The sequence below is a fragment of the Pigmentiphaga litoralis genome (assembly GCF_014651835.1).
Classification (GTDB): domain Bacteria; phylum Pseudomonadota; class Gammaproteobacteria; order Burkholderiales; family Burkholderiaceae_B; genus Pigmentiphaga; species Pigmentiphaga litoralis.
In genome coordinates this window covers 410,813-432,892 of record NZ_BMXQ01000003.1, presented here as the reverse complement: position 1 = coordinate 432,892, position 22,080 = coordinate 410,813, and the positions used below count along the sequence as shown (strand labels likewise).

19 protein-coding genes are annotated in these 22,080 nt (G+C 63.5%); 11 read left to right on the top strand and 8 right to left on the bottom strand.

All coding sequences use genetic code 11. The features are described 5' to 3' along the window. Positions 1–248: 248 nt before the first annotated feature. Positions 249–1,505, bottom strand: a complete 1,257-nt coding sequence (gene icd, locus IE116_RS25050) for an NADP-dependent isocitrate dehydrogenase (RefSeq protein ID WP_189616545.1) — start codon at positions 1,503–1,505, stop codon at positions 249–251. 172 nt (positions 1,506–1,677) lie between these two features. Between icd and IE116_RS25045 the strand changes: the two genes are divergently transcribed. Together IE116_RS25045 and IE116_RS25040 are read left to right on the top strand one after the other, a co-directional pair. After that, positions 1,678–2,103: a DUF1841 family protein gene (locus IE116_RS25045; RefSeq protein ID WP_189616544.1), complete on the top strand. Its 426-nt coding sequence runs from the start codon at positions 1,678–1,680 to the stop codon at positions 2,101–2,103. A gap of 29 nt (positions 2,104–2,132) precedes the next feature. Beyond that, entirely contained in the window at positions 2,133–3,092 is a 960-nt protein-coding gene (locus tag IE116_RS25040; protein ID WP_189616543.1) for an alpha/beta hydrolase, read from the top strand. A 136-nt stretch (positions 3,093–3,228) separates the two neighbouring features. Here the strand turns inward: IE116_RS25040 and IE116_RS25035 are convergent, their stop codons facing one another. The 3 genes from IE116_RS25035 to IE116_RS25025 form a co-directional block, all read right to left on the bottom strand. After that, the gene (locus IE116_RS25035; protein ID WP_189616542.1) at positions 3,229–3,543 is read right to left on the bottom strand and encodes a hypothetical protein; all 315 of its coding nucleotides are present in this window, start codon (positions 3,541–3,543) and stop codon (positions 3,229–3,231) included. 208 nt (positions 3,544–3,751) lie between these two features. Next, the gene (locus tag IE116_RS25030) at positions 3,752–4,117 is read right to left on the bottom strand and encodes a c-type cytochrome (protein ID WP_373303112.1); all 366 of its coding nucleotides are present in this window, start codon (positions 4,115–4,117) and stop codon (positions 3,752–3,754) included. Positions 4,118–4,149: 32 nt separating this feature from the next. Next, complete coding sequence (locus tag IE116_RS25025; RefSeq protein WP_229828923.1) at positions 4,150–4,446, bottom strand: c-type cytochrome; 297 nt, start codon at positions 4,444–4,446, stop codon at positions 4,150–4,152. Positions 4,447–5,033: 587 nt separating this feature from the next. Between IE116_RS25025 and IE116_RS25020 the strand changes: the two genes are divergently transcribed. The 9 genes from IE116_RS25020 to IE116_RS24980 all read left to right on the top strand — a co-directional run bounded on the left by IE116_RS25020 (position 5,034) and on the right by IE116_RS24980 (position 17,475). Next, a complete protein-coding gene (locus IE116_RS25020) occupies positions 5,034–5,918 on the top strand; it encodes an AAA family ATPase (protein WP_189616537.1) in 885 nt (294 codons plus the stop codon). A gap of 48 nt (positions 5,919–5,966) precedes the next feature. Beyond that, on the top strand, positions 5,967–7,139 hold the full coding sequence (locus IE116_RS25015; RefSeq protein ID WP_189616534.1) for a vWA domain-containing protein: 1,173 nt from the start codon (positions 5,967–5,969) through the stop codon (positions 7,137–7,139). A gap of 64 nt (positions 7,140–7,203) precedes the next feature. Next, positions 7,204–10,005, top strand: coding sequence for a M16 family metallopeptidase (locus IE116_RS25010; RefSeq protein ID WP_189616533.1), 2,802 nt, complete (start codon positions 7,204–7,206; stop codon positions 10,003–10,005). Positions 10,006–10,164: 159 nt separating this feature from the next. Next, the gene (locus tag IE116_RS25005; protein WP_189616531.1) at positions 10,165–11,085 is read left to right on the top strand and encodes a LysR substrate-binding domain-containing protein; all 921 of its coding nucleotides are present in this window, start codon (positions 10,165–10,167) and stop codon (positions 11,083–11,085) included. Between the two features lie 107 nt (positions 11,086–11,192). Further along, complete coding sequence (locus IE116_RS25000; RefSeq protein WP_189616529.1) at positions 11,193–12,347, top strand: alpha-hydroxy acid oxidase; 1,155 nt, start codon at positions 11,193–11,195, stop codon at positions 12,345–12,347. A 123-nt stretch (positions 12,348–12,470) separates the two neighbouring features. After that, positions 12,471–13,697: an ABC transporter substrate-binding protein gene (locus IE116_RS24995; RefSeq protein WP_189616527.1), complete on the top strand. Its 1,227-nt coding sequence runs from the start codon at positions 12,471–12,473 to the stop codon at positions 13,695–13,697. A gap of 124 nt (positions 13,698–13,821) precedes the next feature. Next, the gene (locus IE116_RS24990) at positions 13,822–14,697 is read left to right on the top strand and encodes a branched-chain amino acid ABC transporter permease (RefSeq protein WP_189616525.1); all 876 of its coding nucleotides are present in this window, start codon (positions 13,822–13,824) and stop codon (positions 14,695–14,697) included. 2 nt (positions 14,698–14,699) lie between these two features. After that, positions 14,700–16,664, top strand: a complete 1,965-nt coding sequence (locus IE116_RS24985) for a branched-chain amino acid ABC transporter ATP-binding protein/permease (protein WP_189616523.1) — start codon at positions 14,700–14,702, stop codon at positions 16,662–16,664. Positions 16,665–16,752: 88 nt separating this feature from the next. Beyond that, positions 16,753–17,475, top strand: coding sequence for an ABC transporter ATP-binding protein (locus tag IE116_RS24980; RefSeq protein WP_189616522.1), 723 nt, complete (start codon positions 16,753–16,755; stop codon positions 17,473–17,475). A gap of 81 nt (positions 17,476–17,556) precedes the next feature. Here IE116_RS24980 and dnaJ read toward each other — a convergent pair whose 3' ends face one another. The 4 genes from dnaJ to grpE all read right to left on the bottom strand — a co-directional run bounded on the left by dnaJ (position 17,557) and on the right by grpE (position 22,012). Then, positions 17,557–18,684, bottom strand: a complete 1,128-nt coding sequence (gene dnaJ, locus IE116_RS24975) for a molecular chaperone DnaJ (protein ID WP_189616520.1) — start codon at positions 18,682–18,684, stop codon at positions 17,557–17,559. A gap of 209 nt (positions 18,685–18,893) precedes the next feature. After that, positions 18,894–20,834, bottom strand: coding sequence for a molecular chaperone DnaK (gene dnaK / locus IE116_RS24970; RefSeq protein ID WP_189616518.1), 1,941 nt, complete (start codon positions 20,832–20,834; stop codon positions 18,894–18,896). 120 nt (positions 20,835–20,954) lie between these two features. Then, a complete protein-coding gene (locus IE116_RS24965) occupies positions 20,955–21,320 on the bottom strand; it encodes a thioredoxin family protein (protein ID WP_189616661.1) in 366 nt (121 codons plus the stop codon). Positions 21,321–21,427: 107 nt separating this feature from the next. Beyond that, the gene (grpE, locus tag IE116_RS24960; RefSeq protein WP_189616516.1) at positions 21,428–22,012 is read right to left on the bottom strand and encodes a nucleotide exchange factor GrpE; all 585 of its coding nucleotides are present in this window, start codon (positions 22,010–22,012) and stop codon (positions 21,428–21,430) included. Positions 22,013–22,080 lie beyond the last annotated feature (68 nt).

Genomic DNA, 22,080 nt, shown 5'->3' with positions numbered 1-22,080 from the left:
TTTAGCAAAACCAATGCCTGCTTGCGGCGCGTCTGGCATCCATCTTGCATTGATGAGCTTCCACTCACTCGAAATCGGTAGATTCCCTATGAAGATGATCATTCTGTGGCTGCTTGGCGTGCCGTTTGGTTTGTTGATCCTGCTCAAGATCTTCGGCATTCTTTAACTTGCACCAACGACGGCATGCATAAGAATATACATGCTTGCATGTAATTTTTACGCATGCCCGATGCCCACCTGAACCGGGCTTACATCCGTTCGATCATCGAAGCCCCAAAGCCGGAGCACGACACCTGCGTCGCGCCTTCCATCTGGCGCGCGAAGTCGTACGTGACCCGTTTGTCGAGAATGCAGCGTTCCATGGACCGGATGATGAGGTCGGCGGCTTCACCCCATCCCAGGTGCCGCAACATCATTTCGGCCGACAGGATTTCCGAGCCGGGATTGACGTAATCCTTCCCGGCGTATTTGGCCGAGGTGCCGTGCGTGGCTTCGAACACGGCAACCGAATCACTCATGTTCGCGCCCGGCGCGATGTTCGCCCCGCCCACCTGCGCGGCCAGCGCGGACGACAGGTAGTCGCCGTTCAGGTTCAGGGTCGCGATGACGTCGAATTCCACGGGGCGGGTCACCATCAATTGCGAAAAGCTGTCCATCAGGCAGTCCTTGACGATCAGGTCGCGGCCCGTGCGCGGGTTGCGAATGCGGCAGAACGGCCCGCTGTCGATCACCTCGGCGCCAAATTCCGCCTTGGCCAGGGCGTAGCCCCAGTCGCGGAACGCCCCTTCGGTAAATCGCATGATGTTGCCCTTGTGCACCAGCGTGACCGACCGGCGGTCGTGGTCCAGCGCATACTGGATCGCGCGGCGCACCAGCCGTTCCGTGCCTTGGCGGGACACCGGCTTGATGCCGATGCCCGACGATTCCGGAAAGCGGATGTTGCTCGCGCCCAGCCGGGACTGCAGGTATTCGATCAGCGCCTGCGCGTCGGGCGTGTCGGCCGCGTATTCGATGCCGGCATACGTGTCTTCGGAGTTTTCGCGGAAGATGACCATATTGGTCTTTTCCGGACGGGTAAGCGGCGACGGCACGCCCCGCAGGTAGCGCACCGGACGCAGGCACACATACAGGTCCAGCTTCTGACGCAGCGCCACGTTCAGCGACCGGTAGGCGCCGGTAGGCGGCGTGGCCAGCGGACCCTTGATGGCGACAGCCACGTCACGCAGCGCGTCGACGGTTTCGTCGGGCAGCCAGACGCCATCGCCGTACAGCGCGGTGGCCTTGCGGCCGGCATAGATCTCCATCCAGTGGATGCTGCGGGCGCCGCCGTAGGCCTTGGCCACCGCGGCATCGACCACCTTGATCATGACCGGCGTGATATCGACGCCGGTGCCGTCGCCCTCGATGTACGCGATGATGGGCTGGTCCGGCACGGTCAGCGTGCGATCCGCGTTGACGGTGATTTTCTGGCCTTCTGCCGGGACGTGGATGTGCTGATAGGACATGCGTTTGTCTTTCCGAGCGGACATTTGAAGCACTGCTGGCGAAGGCCGGCGGCGCGCAGGCGAGGATTATCGCGTATTCATGGCGCCAGCGCCACGTTGGCCCCGTCCTTACGAGGGAGAGCAGGCACTGGACACGCCTTGTGAACCCACCAACCAGTACAATATATCGATCATGTTCAATCCCTCTCGCGATCAGGTTCGGCAGTTTTTCGTGGATGCGTGGCGCAAGCAACGCGCCAATGAAATTCTCACGCCGCTAGAAGCCCAGGCGCTCGACTGGATCCTCGAGCACCCCGAATACCACGGTGACCTCGAAAACGTCGAGGCGCTGACTGCCGACTACAGCGTCGACGCCGGCCGCACCAACCCCTTCCTGCACCTGTCGATGCATCTGGCCATTGCCGAGCAGTTGTCGATCGACCATCCTCCGGGCATTCGCGCGGCCTACCAGGCGCTCGCCCAGCGCACCGATGCGCACCAGGCCGCCCATGAAGTCATGGAATGCCTGGGCCAGGTGGTGTGGGAGTCGCAGCGCCTGGGCACGCCGCTCGATACGGAAGCCTATATCGATCTCATCAAGCAACGCGCCAGCCGTTGACCGGCGTGCGCACCAGGATCCCCGCCCCCATGCTTCCGACGATCCACCGTTTCCTGCTGCTAGCCTGCGGGTCGCTCCTGGCGCTGCAAGTGCATGCCGCGCCTGCCGACGACGCGCCCTATACCGTGCCGCGCTCGATGGTCGAGACCGTCACCACCAAGTCTGCGCAGCACTACCGGATCATGGTTTCGTGGCCGGAGGGCAAGGCGCCTGCGGCGGGCTGGCCCGTCATGTACGTGCTGGACGGCAGCCATTACTTCGCAATGGCGACCGACATGCTGCGCAACCAGGTGTGCGCTTACCCCTGCCCGCTGGAAGCCGGCGTGATCGTGGCGATCGGCTATCCCGACCGCAGCCGGCGCGAATATGACTTCACGCCCAAGGCGCCGCCTGGCCCGCCCGAGATGCGCCTGGATGGCACGCCCTACCCTGTCGTGGAATACGGCGGCGCGGACCCCTTCCTGGACTTCATCGAATCCGACCTGAAGCCGCGGATCGAACGCCGCTTCCAGATCGATCGCACCCGCCAGACGCTGTTCGGGCATTCCTACGGCGGCCTGTTCGTGCTGCACACGCTGTATACGCGGCCGCAGGCGTTTTCGACCTACGTGGCGTCCAGCCCGTCGATCTGGTGGAACAACCGGTTCATCGAAAAGGAAGAGCAGGCCTTTACCCGCAAGGTGAACGCCACCGCCCTGCCGCGCGAGACACGGCTGCTGATCGGCGTGGGGGAAGGCGAACAGACCCTGCTGCAACGCGAACTGCGCGGGTCGGCCACCGAAACCGGCAACCTGGAATGGCGCCGGGGGCGTCGGCGCATGGTCGACAGCACCCGGGAACTGGCGGAGCGGCTCGAAGAACTGTCGTCGCGCAACCTGGTGGCCATGCACCGCACCTTCGATAACGAGAGCCACGTATCCGTGCCGTCGGTGGCGCTTGCCACCGCGGTGTCGATGGCGTTCGGGATCCGGCCTGCGGAAGCGAAGTAGCGGGCGGCGTCGCGCGACGTCGGGCTGTTCTGGCGGCGACACGCTTCCTTTCTTTGACGCTGCAATAAAAAAAAGTCCCCGCCAGCGCAACGCCGGCGGGGACTTTTTCACGAGGCGCTATCAAGGCGCCTGCAGCTTACTCGTCCATCGAACTGCGGTTGCCGCGGTTGATGTCCTTGAAGGGCGAGCCCGCGTGAGGCAGGGTCGCGTCTTCTTCGATGTTCGGGTCACCCGGCTCGGCGCTGGCATGCGTCTTGGGGTGATTCGCCCCGGCCGGCGTCGTACCCACGGGGTTTGTACCCACTGGCGTGGTTCCCACGGGAGTCGTTCCTGCAGGTACCGTTCCGGTTACCGGCGCGGTGCTTACCGTCGAACCGGCCGTCTGGCCTTTCAGGTCGCGATTGGCAATGGCCGACTCTTCGGGGGTCAGGGTCGTGGTTTTCTGCGTCATGGTGTTCTCCTGGGTTATCGAAGGGTCCGGAACACTCTAGGAGCCCGGATGCTTCACAGTCCTGAGAACGATGGCGCAAGGACCATTCCCGGCTCGACAATGGCGTGCCTGGGCAGCGCGCCGCGCCAGGCCATGGAAAAAGGAGCCCGCAGGCTCCTTTCTTACCGATCCCGTCTGCCGACGTTGCTGGCAGATCCGACGTCGGAAGTTACCTGCGCACCGCCAGGTTGCCCGGCAGGCTGGCCAGGTAGGCCGACACGTCTTCGATGTCCTTGTCGGACAGCTGGACCGCGAATGCGCCCATGATGGCGTTCTTGCGCACGTTGGCGCTGGGCGCAGCGTTGCTCTGGCCGCGCTGGTAGGCCTTCAAGGCATGCTTGAGGTAATCCGGATGCTGGCCGGCCAGTTGCGGGTAGCTGGGGTCGATCGACGTCTTGGCATCCGCGCCATGGCAGGACGCACAGTTCACGCGTTCAAACACGGCCTTGCCGGCAGCCACGCTGCCCGCCGCTTGCGCGCCGGTCGACAGGATGGCCAGGGCCGCGCCCGCGGCGCCCAGGGACAGCGACTTGATGAGGGGGGTAAGGAAAGTCATGATGCCGGGTCTCATTTCAGGGTCGAGTAGTAAGCCGCCACGTCGGCGATGTCCTGATCGGACAGGCTCTTGGCAATACCCACCATCGACGGATGCGTGCGCGCGCCCGATGCGTATTCCTTCAGGGCGGCTTCGATGTATTTGGCGTTCTGCCCGGCAATCATCGGAACGCTGTAGACCTCGGGAAAGCTGGCGCGGTAGCCCTTGATGCCGTGGCACCCGATGCACATCGACACCTTCTGGCGGGCGGCGTCGGCATTGCCGGCCACGGGCGCGGCGGGCGCCTGGGCCGCAGCCGGTCCCGCCATCGCACAGGCGGCCCATGCCAGCGCGACAGGCAGCGCCCGCTTTGCGACGGCGGACCATCCGTGGCCATTGCGCAGTGGCGACCGCCCTGCTCCCAACACGCTCGTTATGCTGAACTTCATTCGACGGCTCTATCAGAATCGATGTAAATCCCGCTAACGGCCTTGGCTGGACAACGCTGACGGCTACGGGGCGCTGGGATGTCGGCAATGCCTGTGGTCAGGAGCGGCAGGCTGGGAATCCTGCGAGCCGGCGGCGGAAAACCCGATCGACGCGGCGGTCTCGCTCCCGGCAGTCTCTATCTATGGCGGCGCCAAGGTATCCCCCCCGAGGTGCCCGCGGCCCCCGCCCGTGCCGCTGTCGCGTCATGGCTCGGAAGCTGCTTATGCCTTTCTACTTTATAACGCCGGATGATACATCACTCCACTGCTTTATCCGCCATCCCGCCCAGTGCAGAGCGGCCGGATGCGATGTCCGGACGCCACGCGAGCGGCCTCTCGCGCCGATCCGCTATGCTCATGTCTGCCCTGCACGGCACGCCGTGACCGCCTTGCCTTCCCCGCCATGCCTTTCCTTACGGACGGATTCCATGCCTGACCAGACGCCGCAGAAAGCCGACGCCCCTTCTCCCCGTTTTGCCGGTACCGACAGTTATGTCGCCACGCAGGACCTGACACTGGCGGTCAACGCGGCGCTGACGCTGCAGCGGCCGCTGCTGATCAAGGGCGAGCCTGGCACCGGCAAGACCATGCTGGCCGAAGAAGTGGCGCGCGCGCTGAACCGGCCGCTGTTGCAGTGGCACATCAAGTCGACTTCCAAGGCGCACCAGGGCCTGTACGAGTACGACGCCGTGTCGCGGCTGCGCGATTCGCAGCTGGGCGACGAACGCGTCCGCGTCATCGACAACTACATCGTGCGCGGCGTGCTCTGGCAGGCCTTCACCGCCAACGAGCCCGTGGTCCTGCTGATCGACGAGATCGACAAGGCCGACATCGAGTTCCCGAACGATCTGCTGCGCGAACTGGATCGCATGGAGTTCTTTGTGTACGAGACGCAGCAGATGGTGCGCGCGGTGCATCGTCCGCTGGTGATCATCACGTCGAACAACGAAAAGGACCTGCCCGACGCCTTCCTGCGCCGCTGCTTCTTTCACTACATCCGCTTTCCCGACGAAGCCACCATGCAGGCCATTGTCGACGTGCACTTTCCGGGCCTGAAGAAGTCGCTGCTTGAAGCCGCGCTGGCCACGTTTTATCAGCTGCGCGACGTTCCCGGCCTCAAGAAAAAGCCGTCCACGTCCGAACTGCTGGACTGGCTGAAGCTGCTGCTGGCCGAAGACATTCCGCCAGAGGCCCTGCGCAGCCAGGACCGCGACGCGATCGTGCCGCCGCTGCATGGCGCCCTGCTGAAAAACGAGCAGGACGTGCACCTGTTCGAACGGCTGGTCGCCATGGCGCGATCGGGCCGCCGCTGAGACCCGTCAACCCAGACGCCCAGACGCCCAGACGCCGGAGGGGATGGCATGCTGATCGACTTCTTCTACCACCTGCGCAAGCACCAGCTGCCGGTGTCGATACGCGAGTTCCTGGGGCTGCTCGAAGCGCTCAAGGCCCAGGTGATTCCGCCGTCGCTCGACGAGTTCTATCTGCTCGCGCGCATCGTGCTGGTCAAGGATGAGACCCTCTTCGACCGGTACGATCTGGCCTTCGCAAGCTACACCCGCGCCATCGACGCCGCCTTCCCGCCAGGCAAGGACATTCCGCTCGAATGGATGCTGCGCAATCTGGCGCGCGACCTGTCGCCCGAAGACAAGGCCGCGATTGAAAAGCTGGGCTGGGACAAGCTGATGGACGAATTCCAGAAGCGCCTGAAGGAGCAGAAGGAACGCCACGAAGGCGGCAGCAAGTGGATAGGCACGGGCGGCACCTCGCCCTTCGGCAGTGGCGGCTATCACCCCGAAGGCATCCGCATTGGCGACCAGTCGTCAGGCAACCGTACGGCGGTCAAGGCGTGGGATCAGCGCAGCTACAAGGACTATGACGACACCGTCGAGATAGGCACGCGCAACATCAAGGTGGCGCTGCGCAGGTTGCGGCGCTTTGCGCGCCAGGGCGCCGACATGGAACTGGACCTGGATGACACCATCCGGCAGACCGCCCGCAATGCCGGCTACCTGGACATCCGCATGGTGCCCGAGCGGCACAATGCGGTGAAGGTGCTGATGCTGCTGGATGTGGGCGGCACCATGGACGGCCACATCGCGCGGATCGAAGAATTGTTTTCGGCGGCGCGCAGCGAGTTCAAGCACCTGGAGGTCTATTACTTCCACAACTGCCTGTACGACTTCGTGTGGCGCGACAACCGGCGACGTCATGCCGAACGCATTCCGACCTGGGACGTGCTGCGCACGTATAACGCCGACTGGCGCGTGATCTTCGTGGGCGACGCCACCATGAGCCCCTACGAGATCCTGCAGCCGGGCGGCTCCGTCGAATTCAACAATCCCGAGGCGGGCGCGGTCTGGCTGCAGCGGGTGGCGTCGGCCTTTCCAAAAAGCATCTGGCTCAATCCGGAACCGGAAAGCCTGTGGCCCTACCGGCAATCCATCGACATCATCCGCAAGCTGATGCAGAACCGCATGTTCGGTGTGACGCTCGGCGGCCTCGAGCAGGCCATGCGGCTGTTGTCGAAGTGATCGCGTCGAACCAAACCGGCCGCCTCGACTCCAACCTTTCTTTTCACCTTTCTATCGGGCATCCATGAGTGCATCGTCATCGCGTCATTTTGCTTCCCGCCACCTGGCTTCCTTGACACTGCTGCGGCTTGCTGCCGCGGCCGTGGTCGTGCCTGCCGCCGTGTTCACCGCGCCCAGCGTGCTGGCCGCCCAGTCCGGGCCGGCGCTGCCCAAGGGCATGACGCGCGTGACGTCTGTCGAAGGCATTACCGAATACCGCTTGCAGAACGGCCTGCGCGTGCTGCTCGCGCCCGATGCCTCCAAGCCGACCACCACGGTCAACATGACCTACATGGTGGGCTCACGCCATGAGAACTATGGTGAAACCGGCATGGCCCACCTGCTGGAACACATGCTGTTCAAGGGCACGCCCACGCTGCGCAATGCACTGGGCGAGTTTTCGCGCCGTGGCCTGCGCGCCAACGGCAGCACCTGGACCGACCGCACCAACTACTTCGCCAGCTTTGCCGCGAACGAAGACAACCTGGACTGGTATCTGGGCTGGCAGGCCGACGCGATGATCAATTCATTGATCGCGCGCAAGGACCTGGACACCGAGATGACCGTGGTCCGCAATGAGATGGAAAGCGGCGAGAACAATCCCTTCCGCATTCTCATGAGCAAGATGAACGCCGTGGCCTACCAATGGCATAACTACGGCAAGTCCACCATCGGCGCGCGATCGGATGTCGAGAACGTCGACATCAGCCGTCTGCAGGCCTTCTATCGCACCTACTATCAGCCCGACAACGCCGTGCTGATCGTGTCGGGTGCCTTTGATCCGGCCAAGACATTGACGTCGATTTCGCGCACCTTCGGCAAGCTGCCCAAGCCCAAGCGCGCCCTGCCGCCGCTGTACACCGTAGAACCGGTGCAGGACGGCGAACGCAGCATCACCTTGCGCCGCACCGGCGGCACGCCGCTGGTGGCCGCGCTGTACCACGTGCCGCAAGGGAGCCATCCGGACGCTACCGCCGTCGACCTGCTGTCGGGGATCCTGGGCGACAACCCGTCGGGCCGCCTGTACAAGAGTCTGGTGGAATCGCGTCTGGCCGCCGCCACCTTCGGCTTTACCTTCGATTCGCACGATCCCGGCACCGTCATGTTCGGGGCCCAACTGGCCAGCACCGCGCAACAAGACGCCGCCCGCGACGCCATGCTCAAGACGCTGGAATCGATCAAGACCGAGCCCATCACCGAAGAAGAGCTGGAGCGCGCGCGCACCAAGTGGCTGAAGGACTGGGACGCCGCCTACAGCGATCCGCAAAAGGTCGGCGTGTCCTTGTCGGAATCGATTGCGATCGGCGATTGGCGCACCTTCTTCCTGGCCCGCGACCGCGTCCGCGCGATCAAGCTGGCCGACGTCCAGCGCGTGGCCGAAAATTACCTGCTGCAGTCCAACCGGACGCTGGGCGCCTACGTGCCGACCGACGCGCCGCAACGCGCGCCCGCCGTGGCGACCTTCGATTTGCAGAAGGAACTGGACGGCTATACGGGTGACAAGGACTACGCGCAAGCCGAAGCCTTCGATCCGACACCCGCCAATCTGGACGCCCGCACGCAGCGCAAGACGCTGGACCTGCCTAACGGCCCGGTGCAGCTTGCCCTGCTGGAAAAGTCCACCCGCGGCCGCGTCGTCAACGCCCGGCTGTCGCTGCAGTTCGGCGACGCCGACAGCCTGAAAGGCAAGATGGACGTATCGCGCGCCGTATCGGCGCTGGTGTATCGGGGCACGCCGACCCTGACGCGCCAGCAGATCGACGACAAGTTCGACGCCTTGCGCACCGATGTCAGCTTTAGCGGCAGCGGCACCGACCTGAGCGTCAATATCACCACGACCCGCGACAACCTGGCGCCTGCCGTGGCGCTGGCCATGGACATCCTGCGCAACGCCAGCTTCCCGGAATCGCAGCTTGACGAGTACCAGCGCGGCGAACTTGCGTCGATCGAAGACGATCGCCAGGAACCCGATGAAGTCGCGCGCCGCACGCTGGCCCGCCACGGCAATCCTTGGCCGGCGGGTGACGTGCGTTATGTGCAGACCTTCGAAGAAAAGGCCGCGGCCATCAATGGCCTGAAGCGCGAGGATCTGGTTGCGTTCTACAACCAGTTCTACGGCGCCGGCAAAGTCCGCTTCGTCGCCGTCGGTGACTTCGATGGCAAGGCGGTCGAACAGTCGTTGACCAAGGGTCTGGAAGGCTGGAAGACGGCGCCGTCGTACACGCGTGTGTCGGATCCCTTCCACCCCGTCGAGCCCAAGCAGTTCGACTTGCCGTTGCCCGACAAGGCCAACGCGTTCTACGCCGCCACGATGCCGATGCCGGTGCAGGACACCCACGCCGACTACCCGGCGCTGTATGTCGCCAACTACCTGCTCGGCATGTCCGAAACGTCGCGGCTCTGGACGCGCGTGCGGGAAAAGGAAGGCCTGTCGTACAACGTTCGCAGCGCATTGAATGTCTCGCTGTACGAGCCTTCTGCCGACTGGACCGTGTACGCCATCTACGCGCCCAGCAATCGCGCCAAGCTGGAAACCGCGATCAAGGAAGAACTGGCGCGTGCCGCGAAAGACGGATTTACCGATGCCGAGGTCAAGGATGGGATCGCGTCGATCATGAGCCTGCGCAAGCTGACCCGCGCGCAGGACCGTGCCGTGGTGCGCACCTGGGCCGAGTACCTGGAGCTGGGACGTACGTTCGCGTTTTCGGCCGAGCTTGACCGCAAGATGCAGGCATTGACGACCGACCAGGTCAATTCGGTCCTGCGTAAATACCTCAAGCCCGAGGCGTTCAGTTCGGCCGCGGCCGGAGACTTCCGGACCAAGTAGCCATCCAGCGGCGGCTTGCACAAGGCCGCCGGCAGCATCGTCTGAACCACCATGACGCAAGGCGCGCAGCGGGAAATCCCCCACTGCGCGCCTTGTTTTTTGGTGTCCGGCAGAACCTATACTGCTTGATTGCCACCGCTGCCAGCGCAGGACCTTCGCATGCACAGTCCGACCGGGAAAGACGTCCGGCTTCCTCCGCTTGCCGGCATCCAGGCCTTTGAAGCGGCAGCCCGCCTGGGGTCCTTCGAACGGGCGAGCGAGGCGCTCTGCATCACCGCCAGCGCGGTGGGCAAACGGGTCGTCGCACTCGAAGCGCAGTTGGGCGTGAGCCTGTTCGTGCGGCGCGGTCGCGGGCTGGACCTGAGCCTGGCGGGCAAGGAATATCTGGAGCAGGTCCGCAGCGCGCTTGAATTGCTGTCGAACGCATCGCTGCATCAGCGCGCGGTGCGACGGCGCGACCCCCTGCGGATTGTCTCCACGCCCACCTTCGCGCGGCAGATCCTGGTGCCCCAACTTGCGGGCTTTACCGAACGGCATCCCGAAGTGGAAATCGAATTGCTGCTGTCGATCCCCTACCTGGAGGTCGGACCGCCCTATGCGGACCTGCAGATCCGTTTTGGCACCGGCAGTTTCACGGGCCTGATCTCGCAGCGCCTGACGCATGACCCCGTGTTTGCGGTGTGTTCGCCGGACTACCTGGCGGCCCACCCGGGCCTGCGCAGCCCCGCGGACATTCGCCAGGCCACCCTGCTGCGCTGCCCGCTGGAACCGTGGAGGCCGTGGCTGCTTGCCGCTGGCGTGAGCGACAGCACCGAACCCGAAGGCGGCGTGCGCATGTTCGACCTCGGCATGATGCTCGAAGCCGCACGCGCCGGCATGGGCGTCGGCCTGGCGCGGGACTGCCTGGTGCGCCAGTGGCTGGACGAAGGCAAGCTGGTCCGGCTGTTCGACATTACCGTGCCGTCGGCGTCCGACTACTACCTGTGCCGCGATGCCTCGCAGCCCGCCGACGAGGTCGTCGATCTGTTCGCGACCTGGCTGACCTCGTTAACCCGCAACGGGCAAACCAGCACGTACTAACCCCGAGGCGGAAACATTTTCCAGGCTCATGCGGAATGATATTCTGCGCAACACATGCTCTACCTCGATAGCATGGCTCTCTCATAACAAAAATAGAGGGGACGGGGATGCAGGCAATCACGAACGTCGGGGATCTGCGAACGATGGCAAAGCGCCGTGTGGCGCGCGCCATCTTCGACTACGTCGACAGTGGTTCGTACGATGAAGTCACACTGCACGCCAACTGCTCCGACCTGGCGGCGCTGCGCCTGCGCCAGCGCGTCATGGTCGACGTTTCCTCGCGCAATCTTGCCAGCACCATGCTCGGCCAGCCCGTCAGCATGCCGGTGGGCCTGGCGCCGACCGGCCTGACCGGCATCATGCATGGCGATGGCGAAATCCTGGCCGCCCGCGCGGCCGAACGCGCCGGCGTGCCCTTCTGCCTCAGCACCATGTCGATCTGCTCGATCGAAGACGTTCGCGACGCCGTCACCCAGCCCTTCTGGTTCCAGCTCTATGTGATGCGCGACCGCGCCTTTTCGCAGTCGCTGATCGAACGCGCGATCGCGGCCAATTGTTCCGCCCTCGTGCTCACGCTGGACCTGCAGATCCAGGGCCAGCGCCACCGTGACATCAAGAACGGCCTGGCGGTCCCGCCACGCCTGACGCTCGCCAATGCACTCGACATCGCGACCAAGCCGTCATGGGCGTGGGGCGTGATGATGGGCAAGCGCAAAAGCTTCGGGAACCTCGAAGCGCAACTGGCCAAGGCTGGCAATCTCAAGACCCTGTCCGAATGGATCGCGGGCCAGTTCGACCCTTCCTTGAACTGGAACGACGTCGCCTGGGTGCGGCGCCTGTGGCCCGGCAAGCTGATTCTGAAAGGCGTGCTCAATGTCGAGGACGCGCGACTCGCGGCCGACAGCGGCGCCGACGCCATCGTGGTGTCGAACCATGGCGGCCGCCAGCTCGATGGCGCGCCCTCGTCCATCGCTGCCTTGCCGTCGATCGCGGCGGCCGTGGGCGACCGGGTCGAGATCATGTTCGACGGCGGCATCCGCTCCGGCCAGGACGTGCTGCGCGCGCTGGCGCTTGGCGCCAAGTCCTGCCTGATCGGACGCGCATTCCTGTATGGCCTCGGCGCGCTTGGCGAAGCCGGCGTGACGGCCACGCTCGACATCATCCGCAAGGAACTGGACGTCGCCATGGCGCTGACCGGCACGCGCGACGTGCGCGACGTGACGGGCGACGTGCTGTGGAACGACACCCGCACGGCGGCCTGATCCATCCCGGCCCTGCCCTGCCTGCCTTGCCCTGGCCTTGCCCTGGTTTTGCTTGACCCGCTGTTGCTTGATTCGGTCCGTACTGCCTCAGTCCGCTACTTCCGCTGCACCTCAGGAGACACCATGACTTTCCCATTACAAAAACTCGCCGGCATCCTTGCACTGTCTTTGACCGCCTCGTTCGCCCAAGCCGCCGACCCGATCAAGATCGGCGTGTCGGGGCCCTTCACGGGCGGCTCGTCGTCCATGGGAGTCAGCATGCGGGACGGCGTCCGCTTGGCAACGACCGAGATCAACAAGGCCGGCGGCGTCATGGGCCGTCAACTGCAGCTGGTGGAACGCGACGACGAAGCCAAGAACGAACGCGGCGTGCAGATCGCGCAAGAGATGATCAACAAGGAACAGGTCGTGGCCATGCTGGGCTACATCAACACCGGTGTTGCCCTGGCCTCGCAGCGCTTCTTCCAGGACGCCAAGATTCCGGTCATCAACAACGTGGCGACCGGCAGCGTGATCACGCACCAGTTCAAGAAGCCCGAGCATCCCGACAACTATGTCTTTCGCAACGCCGCGCATGACACCATCCAGGCGCCGATGATCGTGGAAGAAGCCGTCACCAAGCGCGGCTTCAAGAAGGTCGCAATCCTGGCCGACTCCACCAACTACGGCCAGCTGGGCCGCGAGGATCTGGAAAAGGCCCTGACCGCCAAAGGCATGAAGCCGGTCGCCGTTGAAAAATTCAACATCAAGGACGTGGACATGACCGCGCAACTGCTCAAGGCCAAATCGGCCGGGGCAGAAGCGGTGCTGACCTATGGCATCGGCCCCGAACTGGCGCAGATCGCCAACGGCATGACCAAGCTGGGCTGGAAAGTGCCGCTGATCGGCAGCTGGACCCTGTCGATGGCCAACTACATCGACAACTCGGGCACCAACGGCGAAGGCGCTCGCATGCCGCAAACCTTCATCCAGGAACCGAACACGCCCAAGCGCAAGGCCTTCATCGACAACTACCTCAAGACCTTCAAGCCCAAGAACAATCGCATCGACTCGCCGGTGTCCGCCGCGCAGGGCTATGACTCGGTCTATCTGCTGGCCGCCGCGATCAACCAGGCCAAGAGCACCGACGGCGTCAAGCTGCGTGAAGCGCTCGAAAACCTGCAGACGCCGGTCGAAGGCGTGGTGATGACGTACGAAAAGCCGTTCTCGCACGACGACCATGACGCCATCACGGCCAACCTGACCGTGATCGGCGAGGTCAAGGGCGGACGCGTCGTCTATGCCTACGAGAGCGACATGAAGTCGGGCGCCACCGCGCGCAAGAAAGAAAGCGCCGCCCTGGCCAAGTAAGGCTGGCACGTGCAATCAGGCGCCGTCCGGCGCCTGACCTGGACTCGGCGCCCTGCGGCGCCGGCTGTCTCCACGGCTTTTCCGGCCTGCGCCGGGAAAGCCGGTTTTCTGCTCGGGATCCCAGATGGAAATCTTCATACAGCTGATCTACAGCGGCGTGGCGCTTGGCATGATCTACGCGGTGATCGCGTTTGGCTACCAGGTCACGTTCGCGACATCCGGCACCCTGAATTTCGGCCAGGGCGAGGCGCTGATGCTGGGCGCACTTGTCGGCCTGACGCTGGTCGGACTCGGCGTCAATTACTGGCTGATGATCCCCCTGGTGTGCCTGTTCGGCCTGGCGCAAGGCGCGCTGGTCGAACGTGTCGGCGTGCGGCCGGCGATCAAGACCCGGTCGGAATTCGGCTGGATCATGGCCACCATCGCGCTTGGCATCATCTTCAAGAACGTGGCTGAAAACGTGTGGGGCCGCGATGACCTGCGTTTCCCCTCACCCCTGCCCGAAGCGCCGATCAAGGTGCTGGGCGCCAACGTGCTGCCCATGGAACTGCTGGTGGTGGTCGGCGCCCTGGCGCTCATGCTGGCGGTCGAAATCTTCAACCGCAAGTCGATCTACGGCAAGGCCGTGGTGGCGACGTCCGACGATCGGGCGGCGGCAGGCCTCATGGGCATCGACACCAGCCGCGTCATCACGTTTTCGTATGCACTGTCGTCCATGACGGCGGCATTTGCGGGCGTGCTGATCGCTCCTCTGACCCTGACGGGCGCGACCATGGGCGCGGTGCTCGGCCTCAAGGCGTTTGCGGTCGCCATCATCGGCGGGCTTTCAAGCGGCATGGGCGTGATCGTGGGCGGACTGGTGCTGGGCATCGCCGAGACGACCACCGGGTTCTACCTGTCCACGGGCTACAAGGACGTGCCCGGACTCGTGCTGTTGCTGCTGGTGCTCGCGCTCAAGCCGGCCGGCCTGTTCGGCAAGACTGCCATCAAGAAGGTATGACGATGAAACCTTTGCATATCGCACTATCGGTGCTGGGCATCGTCTGCCTGGCGCTGTTCCCGCTGGCGGTGACCAACCCGTACTACCAGCATCTGGTCGAGACCATCATGATCTACGCGATCCTGCTGTTCGGGCTCGACATCGTGGTGGGCTATACCGGACAGGTGTCTCTGGGCCATGCCGGCCTGTTCGGCATCGGGTCCTACACAGCCGGCGTGCTGGTGTTCCAACTCGGCATGCCGATCTGGATCACCGTGCCGGCCGCCATCGCCGTGACGGCCGTGTTCGGCGCGGTGCTGGCGCTGCCTGCGTTGCGCGTAACGGGACCCTACCTGGCGATGGTGACCCTTGCGTTCGGCACCATCATCCAGATCCTGATCAACGAGATGACCTTCCTGACCGAAGGCCCGCTGGGCATCAAGCTGTCCAAGCCGATGTTCGGCACCCATCTGGTCAACAAGACGGAATACTTCTGGATCGTGGCCGCGCTGATGGTACTGGCGCTGCTGGCCGTGCACCGCATCCTCAAGTCGTATCTGGGCCGGTCGTTCGAGGCGCTGCGGGACAGTCCGATCGCGTCCGATTGCATGGGCGTGTCGGTGTACCGGTACAAGGTGTATGCCTTCGTGATCAGCGCAGGCTTCGCAGGCCTGGCGGGGTCGCTGTATTCGTACTCCGAGCAATACATCTCGCCCAACACCTATAACTTCGAACTGACCATCCTGTTCCTGCTGGCCGTGATCATGGGCGGACGCAAGACCCGTATCGGGCCGTTGCTGGGCGCCACCATCATCGTGATGCTGCCCAAGATGCTGGACGATATTGGAACGTTCCGGATGGTGGCAGTCGCGGTCGCACTGCTGGTGGTGCTGGGCGCGGGCTATCTGCTGGCGCAAAAGCGCACCACGCCTCAACGCGTGATGCTGCCGGTGATCGGCACCGTCGCACTGGCCGGTTTTGCGTTCTGGCTGGACGCGGTCACCGACTGGCGGCTGACGATCTTTGGCGTGATGATCCTGTTCGTTGTGTACTACCTGCCTGACGGTATCGTGGGATTCGTGCGCAACACGTTCTTTGCGCACAAACGCGCGGAGCGAGCCGCGGCAACGCCGCTGCCCGAAGCGGAAGCCAGCCTGGCGATTGCACGCGCGCCGGCGGCGCAAGGTAACGCCGCGGGGGCCGCTGCCGATGCCGGCCTGCTCGACGCCAGTCAGGTCCTGATGAAATTCGGCGGCCTGAAAGCGCTGAACCAGGTGGACCTGAAAATCCGCCGCGGCACCATCCACGGCCTGATCGGACCGAACGGATCGGGCAAAAGCACGATGATGAACGTGCTGACCGGCATCTATACGCCTACCGCCGGCAGCGTGACCTTCGCGGGCCGGTCGCTGGCGGGCCGGACGCCCTCCGACATTGCCTTGTCGGGTATCGCGCGCACCTTCCAGAACGTGCAGCTGTTCGGCGAGATGACGGCACTGGACAACGTCCTGGTGGGCCTGCATCACACCTTCAACACGGCCTTGCCGGGCATCATGCTGCGCACGGGTTCGTGGCAGCGCGAAGAGGCGGCTGCCCGCAAACGGGGCATGGCGCTGCTGGCGTTTGTCGGCCTGGCGGACTTCGCGCTGGAAGAAGCCCGCAACCTGCCCTACGGCAAACAACGGCTGCTGGAAATTGCGCGCGCCCTGGCGCTGGATCCGCAACTGCTGCTGCTCGATGAACCCGCTGCGGGGCTGACCGCGCCCGACATCGTCGAACTGCTTGCCATCATCCGCAAGATCCGCGATCACGGCATTACGCTGATCCTGATCGAGCATCACATGGACGTAGTGATGGGCGTGTGCGACGTGGTGTCGGTGCTGGACTTCGGCCAGAAGATTGCCGAAGGCCTGCCACGGCAGGTGCAGTCCGATCCCAAGGTGATCGAAGCCTACCTGGGCGGCGCCCCTACCGCCGCGGCGGCCTGAGGCGGACCGGTTTCTTGTGCGTACTCAGGCATCCAGCAGTCAGGCAACCCGCAGTCAGGCAACCAGCATTCAGCACCAAGGAGACACCATGTTGTCCATCAGGAATCTCGAAGCGGGATACGGCAAGGTCAAGGTGCTGCACGGCATCGACATCGACGTCCCGAAGGCCAAGGTGGTCACGCTGATCGGTTCCAACGGCGCCGGCAAGACCACCACCATGCGCGCCATCAGCGGCATGATCCAGCCCACCAGCGGCAGCATCTCGTTGAACGGGACGCGGGTCGACGGCATGGCCTCGCATCACATTGCGCGGCTGGGCCTGGCTCACTCCCCCGAAGGCCGGCGCGTCTTCCCGCGCAGTTCGGTCAACGACAATCTGCTGCTCGGCGCCTTTCCCCGGCTGACCGGCGGACGGCCCAAGGGCGACGTCAAAGCCGACCTGGAACGGGCGATGGAACTCTTCCCCCGCCTGAAAGAGCGGCGCACGCAACTGGCCGGCACGCTGTCGGGGGGCGAACAGCAGATGCTGGCGATGGCCCGCGCGATCATGCTCAACCCTGACGTAGTGCTGCTCGATGAACCTTCGATGGGCCTGGCTCCCATCCTGGTCGAAGAGGTGTTCCGCATCATTGCCAGGCTGAAAAGCGAAGGCGTGACGATGCTGCTGGTGGAGCAATTTGCCGCCGCGGCACTGCAAGTGGCGGACTATGGCTACGTGCTGGAAAACGGCCGGATCTCGGTACACGGAACGGCGGAACGGCTGCGGCATGATCCGGCGGTGGTGGCCGCGTATCTGGGGGGCGGGCATTGAATCGACTGCCCGCAGCACGAGGATAAAAAAAACGCCCACCGGCTTGCACCAGTGGGCGTTTTTCTTGGTGGAGGCGGTCGATCAGCTGAAGAATTCCTTCACCCGGTCTGTCCACGACTTGCTCTGCGGCGAGTGCTTCTCGCCCCCTTCCGTCAGCGACGCTTCAAAGTCGCGCAGCAACTGCCGCTGCTTGTCGGTCAGGCGCACCGGCGTCTCGAGCACGACATGGCAGTACAAATCGCCCGGATAGCTGGCGCGCACGCCGCGTATGCCCTTGCCACGCAAACGGAACACCTTGCCCGACTGGGTGCCTTCCGGGATCGTGATCTCCGCGCGACCACCCAGCGTCGGCACTTCCAGTTCGCCACCCAATGCCGCGGTCGTGAACGGAATCGTCAATTCGCAATGCAAGTCGTCGCCGTCACGCTGGAAGATGGCGTGCTGCTTGATGTGGATTTCCACATACAGGTCGCCCGACGGACCGCCATTGACGCCCGGCTCGCCATTGCCCGACGACCGGATACGCATGCCGTCATCGATACCGGCCGGCACCTTGACCTGCAGCGTCTTGTTGCGGCGAACCTTGCCCGCGCCATCGCATGTCGAGCAGGGATCAGGAATCACCTTGCCGGTGCCATGGCAGGTCGGGCAGCTTTGCTGCACGCTGAAAAAGCCCTGCTGCATGCGCACCGCGCCCGCGCCGCCGCAGGTGTGGCAGGTCTTGGGTTCGGTGCCGGGCTTGGCGCCCGAGCCGTGACACACCTCGCAGTTTTCCCAGCTCGGCACACGGATTTCGGTGTCGAAGCCGTTGGCGGCCTGTTCCAGCGTGATTTCCAGGCCGTATTTCAGGTCGGCGCCGCGGTACATCTGCGATCCGCCACCACCCGCGCGCTGGCGGCCACCACCAAAGATCTCGCCAAAGATGTCGCCGAAGGCATCGGCAAACCCGCCCGGGTTACCGCCCATGCCGCCCGCTGCCGCGGCGTCGACGCCCGCATGCCCATACCGGTCATACGCATCGCGCTTTTCAGCATCGGACAGCACTTCGTAGGCGTGCTTGGCCTCCTTGAACTTTTCTTCGGCCTCTTTGTTATCCGGATTGCGGTCCGGATGGTATTTCATGGCCAGTTTGCGGTAGGACTTCTTGATCTCTTCGTCGGACGCGTTGCGTGCCAGACCGAGGACGTCGTAAAAATCGCGTTTTGCCATGGTGCGTTGGAGCCTGTGGTAACCAATCTGTTTACAACCAGGTCCCGCGACAGGCAGGACCCTGGTATCAATAAGGGGCGTTCTCCATAGGGCCGGCATCGTGCCTGGCCCTATGGGGAGCACCCCAAGGAACACTCCCTTGTCTTTCCCTTTCGGAAACGACAAAACGGGAGGCGCCGGCAAGCCGGCTCCTCCCGCTCAAGACGCGATTACTTGTCGCGCTTCACTTCCTTGAAGTCCGCATCGACGACATTGTCGTCGGCGGGCTTGCCCGAGGCACCCGGGGTGTCGCCACCCTCGGCACCACCGGCTTCGCCAGCCTGGGCCTGCATGTCGGCATACATCTTCTCGCCCAGCTTCTGCGAGACCGTCGACAGCGTTTCCACCTTGGCGTCGATGGCGGCCTTGTCGCCGTCCTTCAACGTTTCTTCCAGGTCCTTGATCGCGGCTTCGATCGCGTCCTTTTCAGACGCTTCGATCTTGTCGCCGTACTCGGTCAGGGACTTGCGGGTGGCGTGCACCAGCGCGTCGGCCTGATTGCGCGACTGCGCAAGCTCGGCCACCTTCTTGTCTTCTTCAGCGTTGGCCTCGGCGTCCTGCACCATGCGCTGAACTTCTTCCTCGGTCAGGCCGGAGTTGGCCTTGATCGTGATCTTGTTCTCTTTGCCGGTGCCCTTGTCCTTGGCCGACACGTGCAGAATGCCGTTGGCATCGATGTCGAACGTGACTTCGATCTGCGGCGTACCCCGCGCCGATGGCGGAATGCCTTCAAGGTTGAACTCACCCAGGCCCTTATTGCCAGCCGCGATTTCGCGCTCGCCCTGGAACACCTTGATGGTCACGGCCGGCTGATTGTCGTCAGCGGTCGAGAACACTTGCGAAAACTTGGTAGGAATCGTGGTGTTCTTCTTGATCATCTTGGTCATCACGCCGCCCAGGGTTTCGATCCCCAGCGACAGCGGCGTCACGTCCAGCAGCAGCACGTCCTTGCGGTCGCCCGACAGCACGGAACCCTGGATCGCGGCGCCAGCGGCCACGGCTTCGTCGGGGTTCACATCCTTGCGGGGTTCCTTGCCGAAGAACTCTTTGACCTTTTCCTGCACCTTGGGCATGCGGGTCATGCCGCCGACCAGGATCACGTCATCGATCTCGGACACTTTGACGCCAGCGTCCTTGATCGCGATACGGCACGGTTCCATCGTGCGGGCGATCAGTTCCTCGACCAGCGACTCCAGCTTGGCGCGGCTGATCTTCAGGTTCAAGTGCTTCGGACCCGATGCGTCGGCCGTGATGTACGGCAGGTTCACTTCGGTTTGCGCAGCCGACGACAGTTCGATCTTCGCCTTTTCCGCGCCTTCCTTCAGGCGTTGCAGAGCCAGCACGTCTTTCGACAGGTCGACGCCCTGCTCTTTCTTGAACTCGGTAATGATGTAGTTGATGATGACCTGGTCGAAGTCTTCACCACCCAGGAAGGTGTCGCCGTTGGTCGACAGCACTTCGAACTGCTTTTCGCCGTCGACGTCGGCGATTTCGATGATCGACACGTCGAACGTGCCGCCACCCAGGTCATACACGGCGATCTTGCGATCACCCTTTTCAGTCTTGTCGAGGCCGAACGCCAAGGCTGCTGCCGTCGGTTCGTTGATGATGCGCTTGACGTCCAGGCCGGCGATACGGCCGGCGTCTTTAGTTGCCTGACGCTGGCTGTCGTTGAAGTAGGCCGGCACAGTAATGACCGCTTCCGTCACTTCTTCGCCCAGGTAGTCTTCGGCGGTCTTCTTCATCTTGCGCAGCACTTCGGCCGACACTTGAGGCGGCGCGAGCTTGCGATCGCGAACCTGCACCCAGGCGTCGTTGTTGTCTGCCTTGATGATCTTGTAAGGCATCAGTTCGATGTCTTTCTGGACGGCCTTTTCGTCGAACTTGCGGCCAATCAGGCGCTTGACGGCGTAAAGGGTGTTCTGCGGATTCGTCACCGCCTGACGCTTGGCAGGTGCGCCGACCAGCGTCTCACCGTCTTCCATATAGGCGACGATGGACGGAGTCGTACGGGTGCCTTCGGCGTTTTCGATAATTTTGACTTGGTTGCCATCATAGACAGCTACGCAGCTGTTGGTGGTTCCAAGGTCGATACCAATGATTTTGCCCATAATCCTTGTTCCTGAAAAAAATCAGAAAAACTTTGCTTGCACACTAAATAGGTGGTCTGGAGGAATTTTCAATGCCCTCCATCAATTTGTTTTATCGGGTGGTGCCCGATGTGCCAGCGTTCACTTGCCAACCGCTGGCGCCGCATCGCTTGCCGCCGCATGGGCCGCATTCAACCTGCCGATCGCCGCTGAAAACTGTCCCAGTCCGGGCCATCCTGTCACCCGCCCCAGGCGCTTGCCGTTGCGGAACAGGACGAAGGCCGGCACGCCGTGCAAACCGAAGCGCCGCCCCAGCGGCTCATCGGCGTACACATCGGCATGGAACCAGGTCAGGCCCAAGGCCCGGATCGCATCCACCTGACTCAACGCGGTCTTTTTGAAGATGTCGCAGTTGAAGCAATCCTTGCCCCAGAAAAACACGCAGCGCAGATCGTTGCCCGGCGCATTCAACTCGTCATCGAACGTTCCGGTGTCGACCGCCTTCATGTCGAAGGTGGCAAAGATCCCGGACGGATCGAACGGGGCGGACACGACGGTTCCTGGTGCCGAATGCGGGCTGGTGGATGTGACAGGTCCTGGCGTCGGCAGTCCGCTTACTTCGCGGCAGCCACCGTTACCAAAGCCGGGCGCAGCACACGATCGGCAATCAGGTAGCCCTTCTGGAGCACCTGCAGGATCGTGTTTGCCGGCTGATCCGACGGCACCGACGCAATCGCCTGGTGATGATGCGGATCGAACTTGGCGCCGGCTTCCGGCTGGATGATCATCAGCTTGTTGCGTTCGAACGCGGCGGTCAGTTGCTTGAGCGTGATGTCCACGCCTTCACGCAACGATTCGACGGTCTGGCCTTGCTGGGCCAGCGCCGCTTCGAGGCTGTCCCGCACCGGCACCATGCTTTCGGCGAACGATTCGATACTGAATTTGTGGGCCTTGGCCACATCGTCCTGAGCGCGACGGCGCGCGTTTTCCGCGTCGGCACGTGCACGCAGCAAGGCGTCGTAGTGTTCCTGGGCCTGAGCCTGGGCGGCAGCGAGCTGCGCCTGGAGGTCGGCAACAGGATCGGTCTCGACCGCGGGCGAGTCTTGCGGGGTCCCGGCATTGCCCTCGGGCACGGAAAAAGCGTCTTCCTGCGGGGCGCGCTGGGTAGGTTGGTCGCCAGGCGACTGCTCAGCAGACATCGAAGTCCTCCAATGAAAAAAGTCGAGAAATATCAGGCACTTGCTTTCGCGATATGCCACAGATGGGG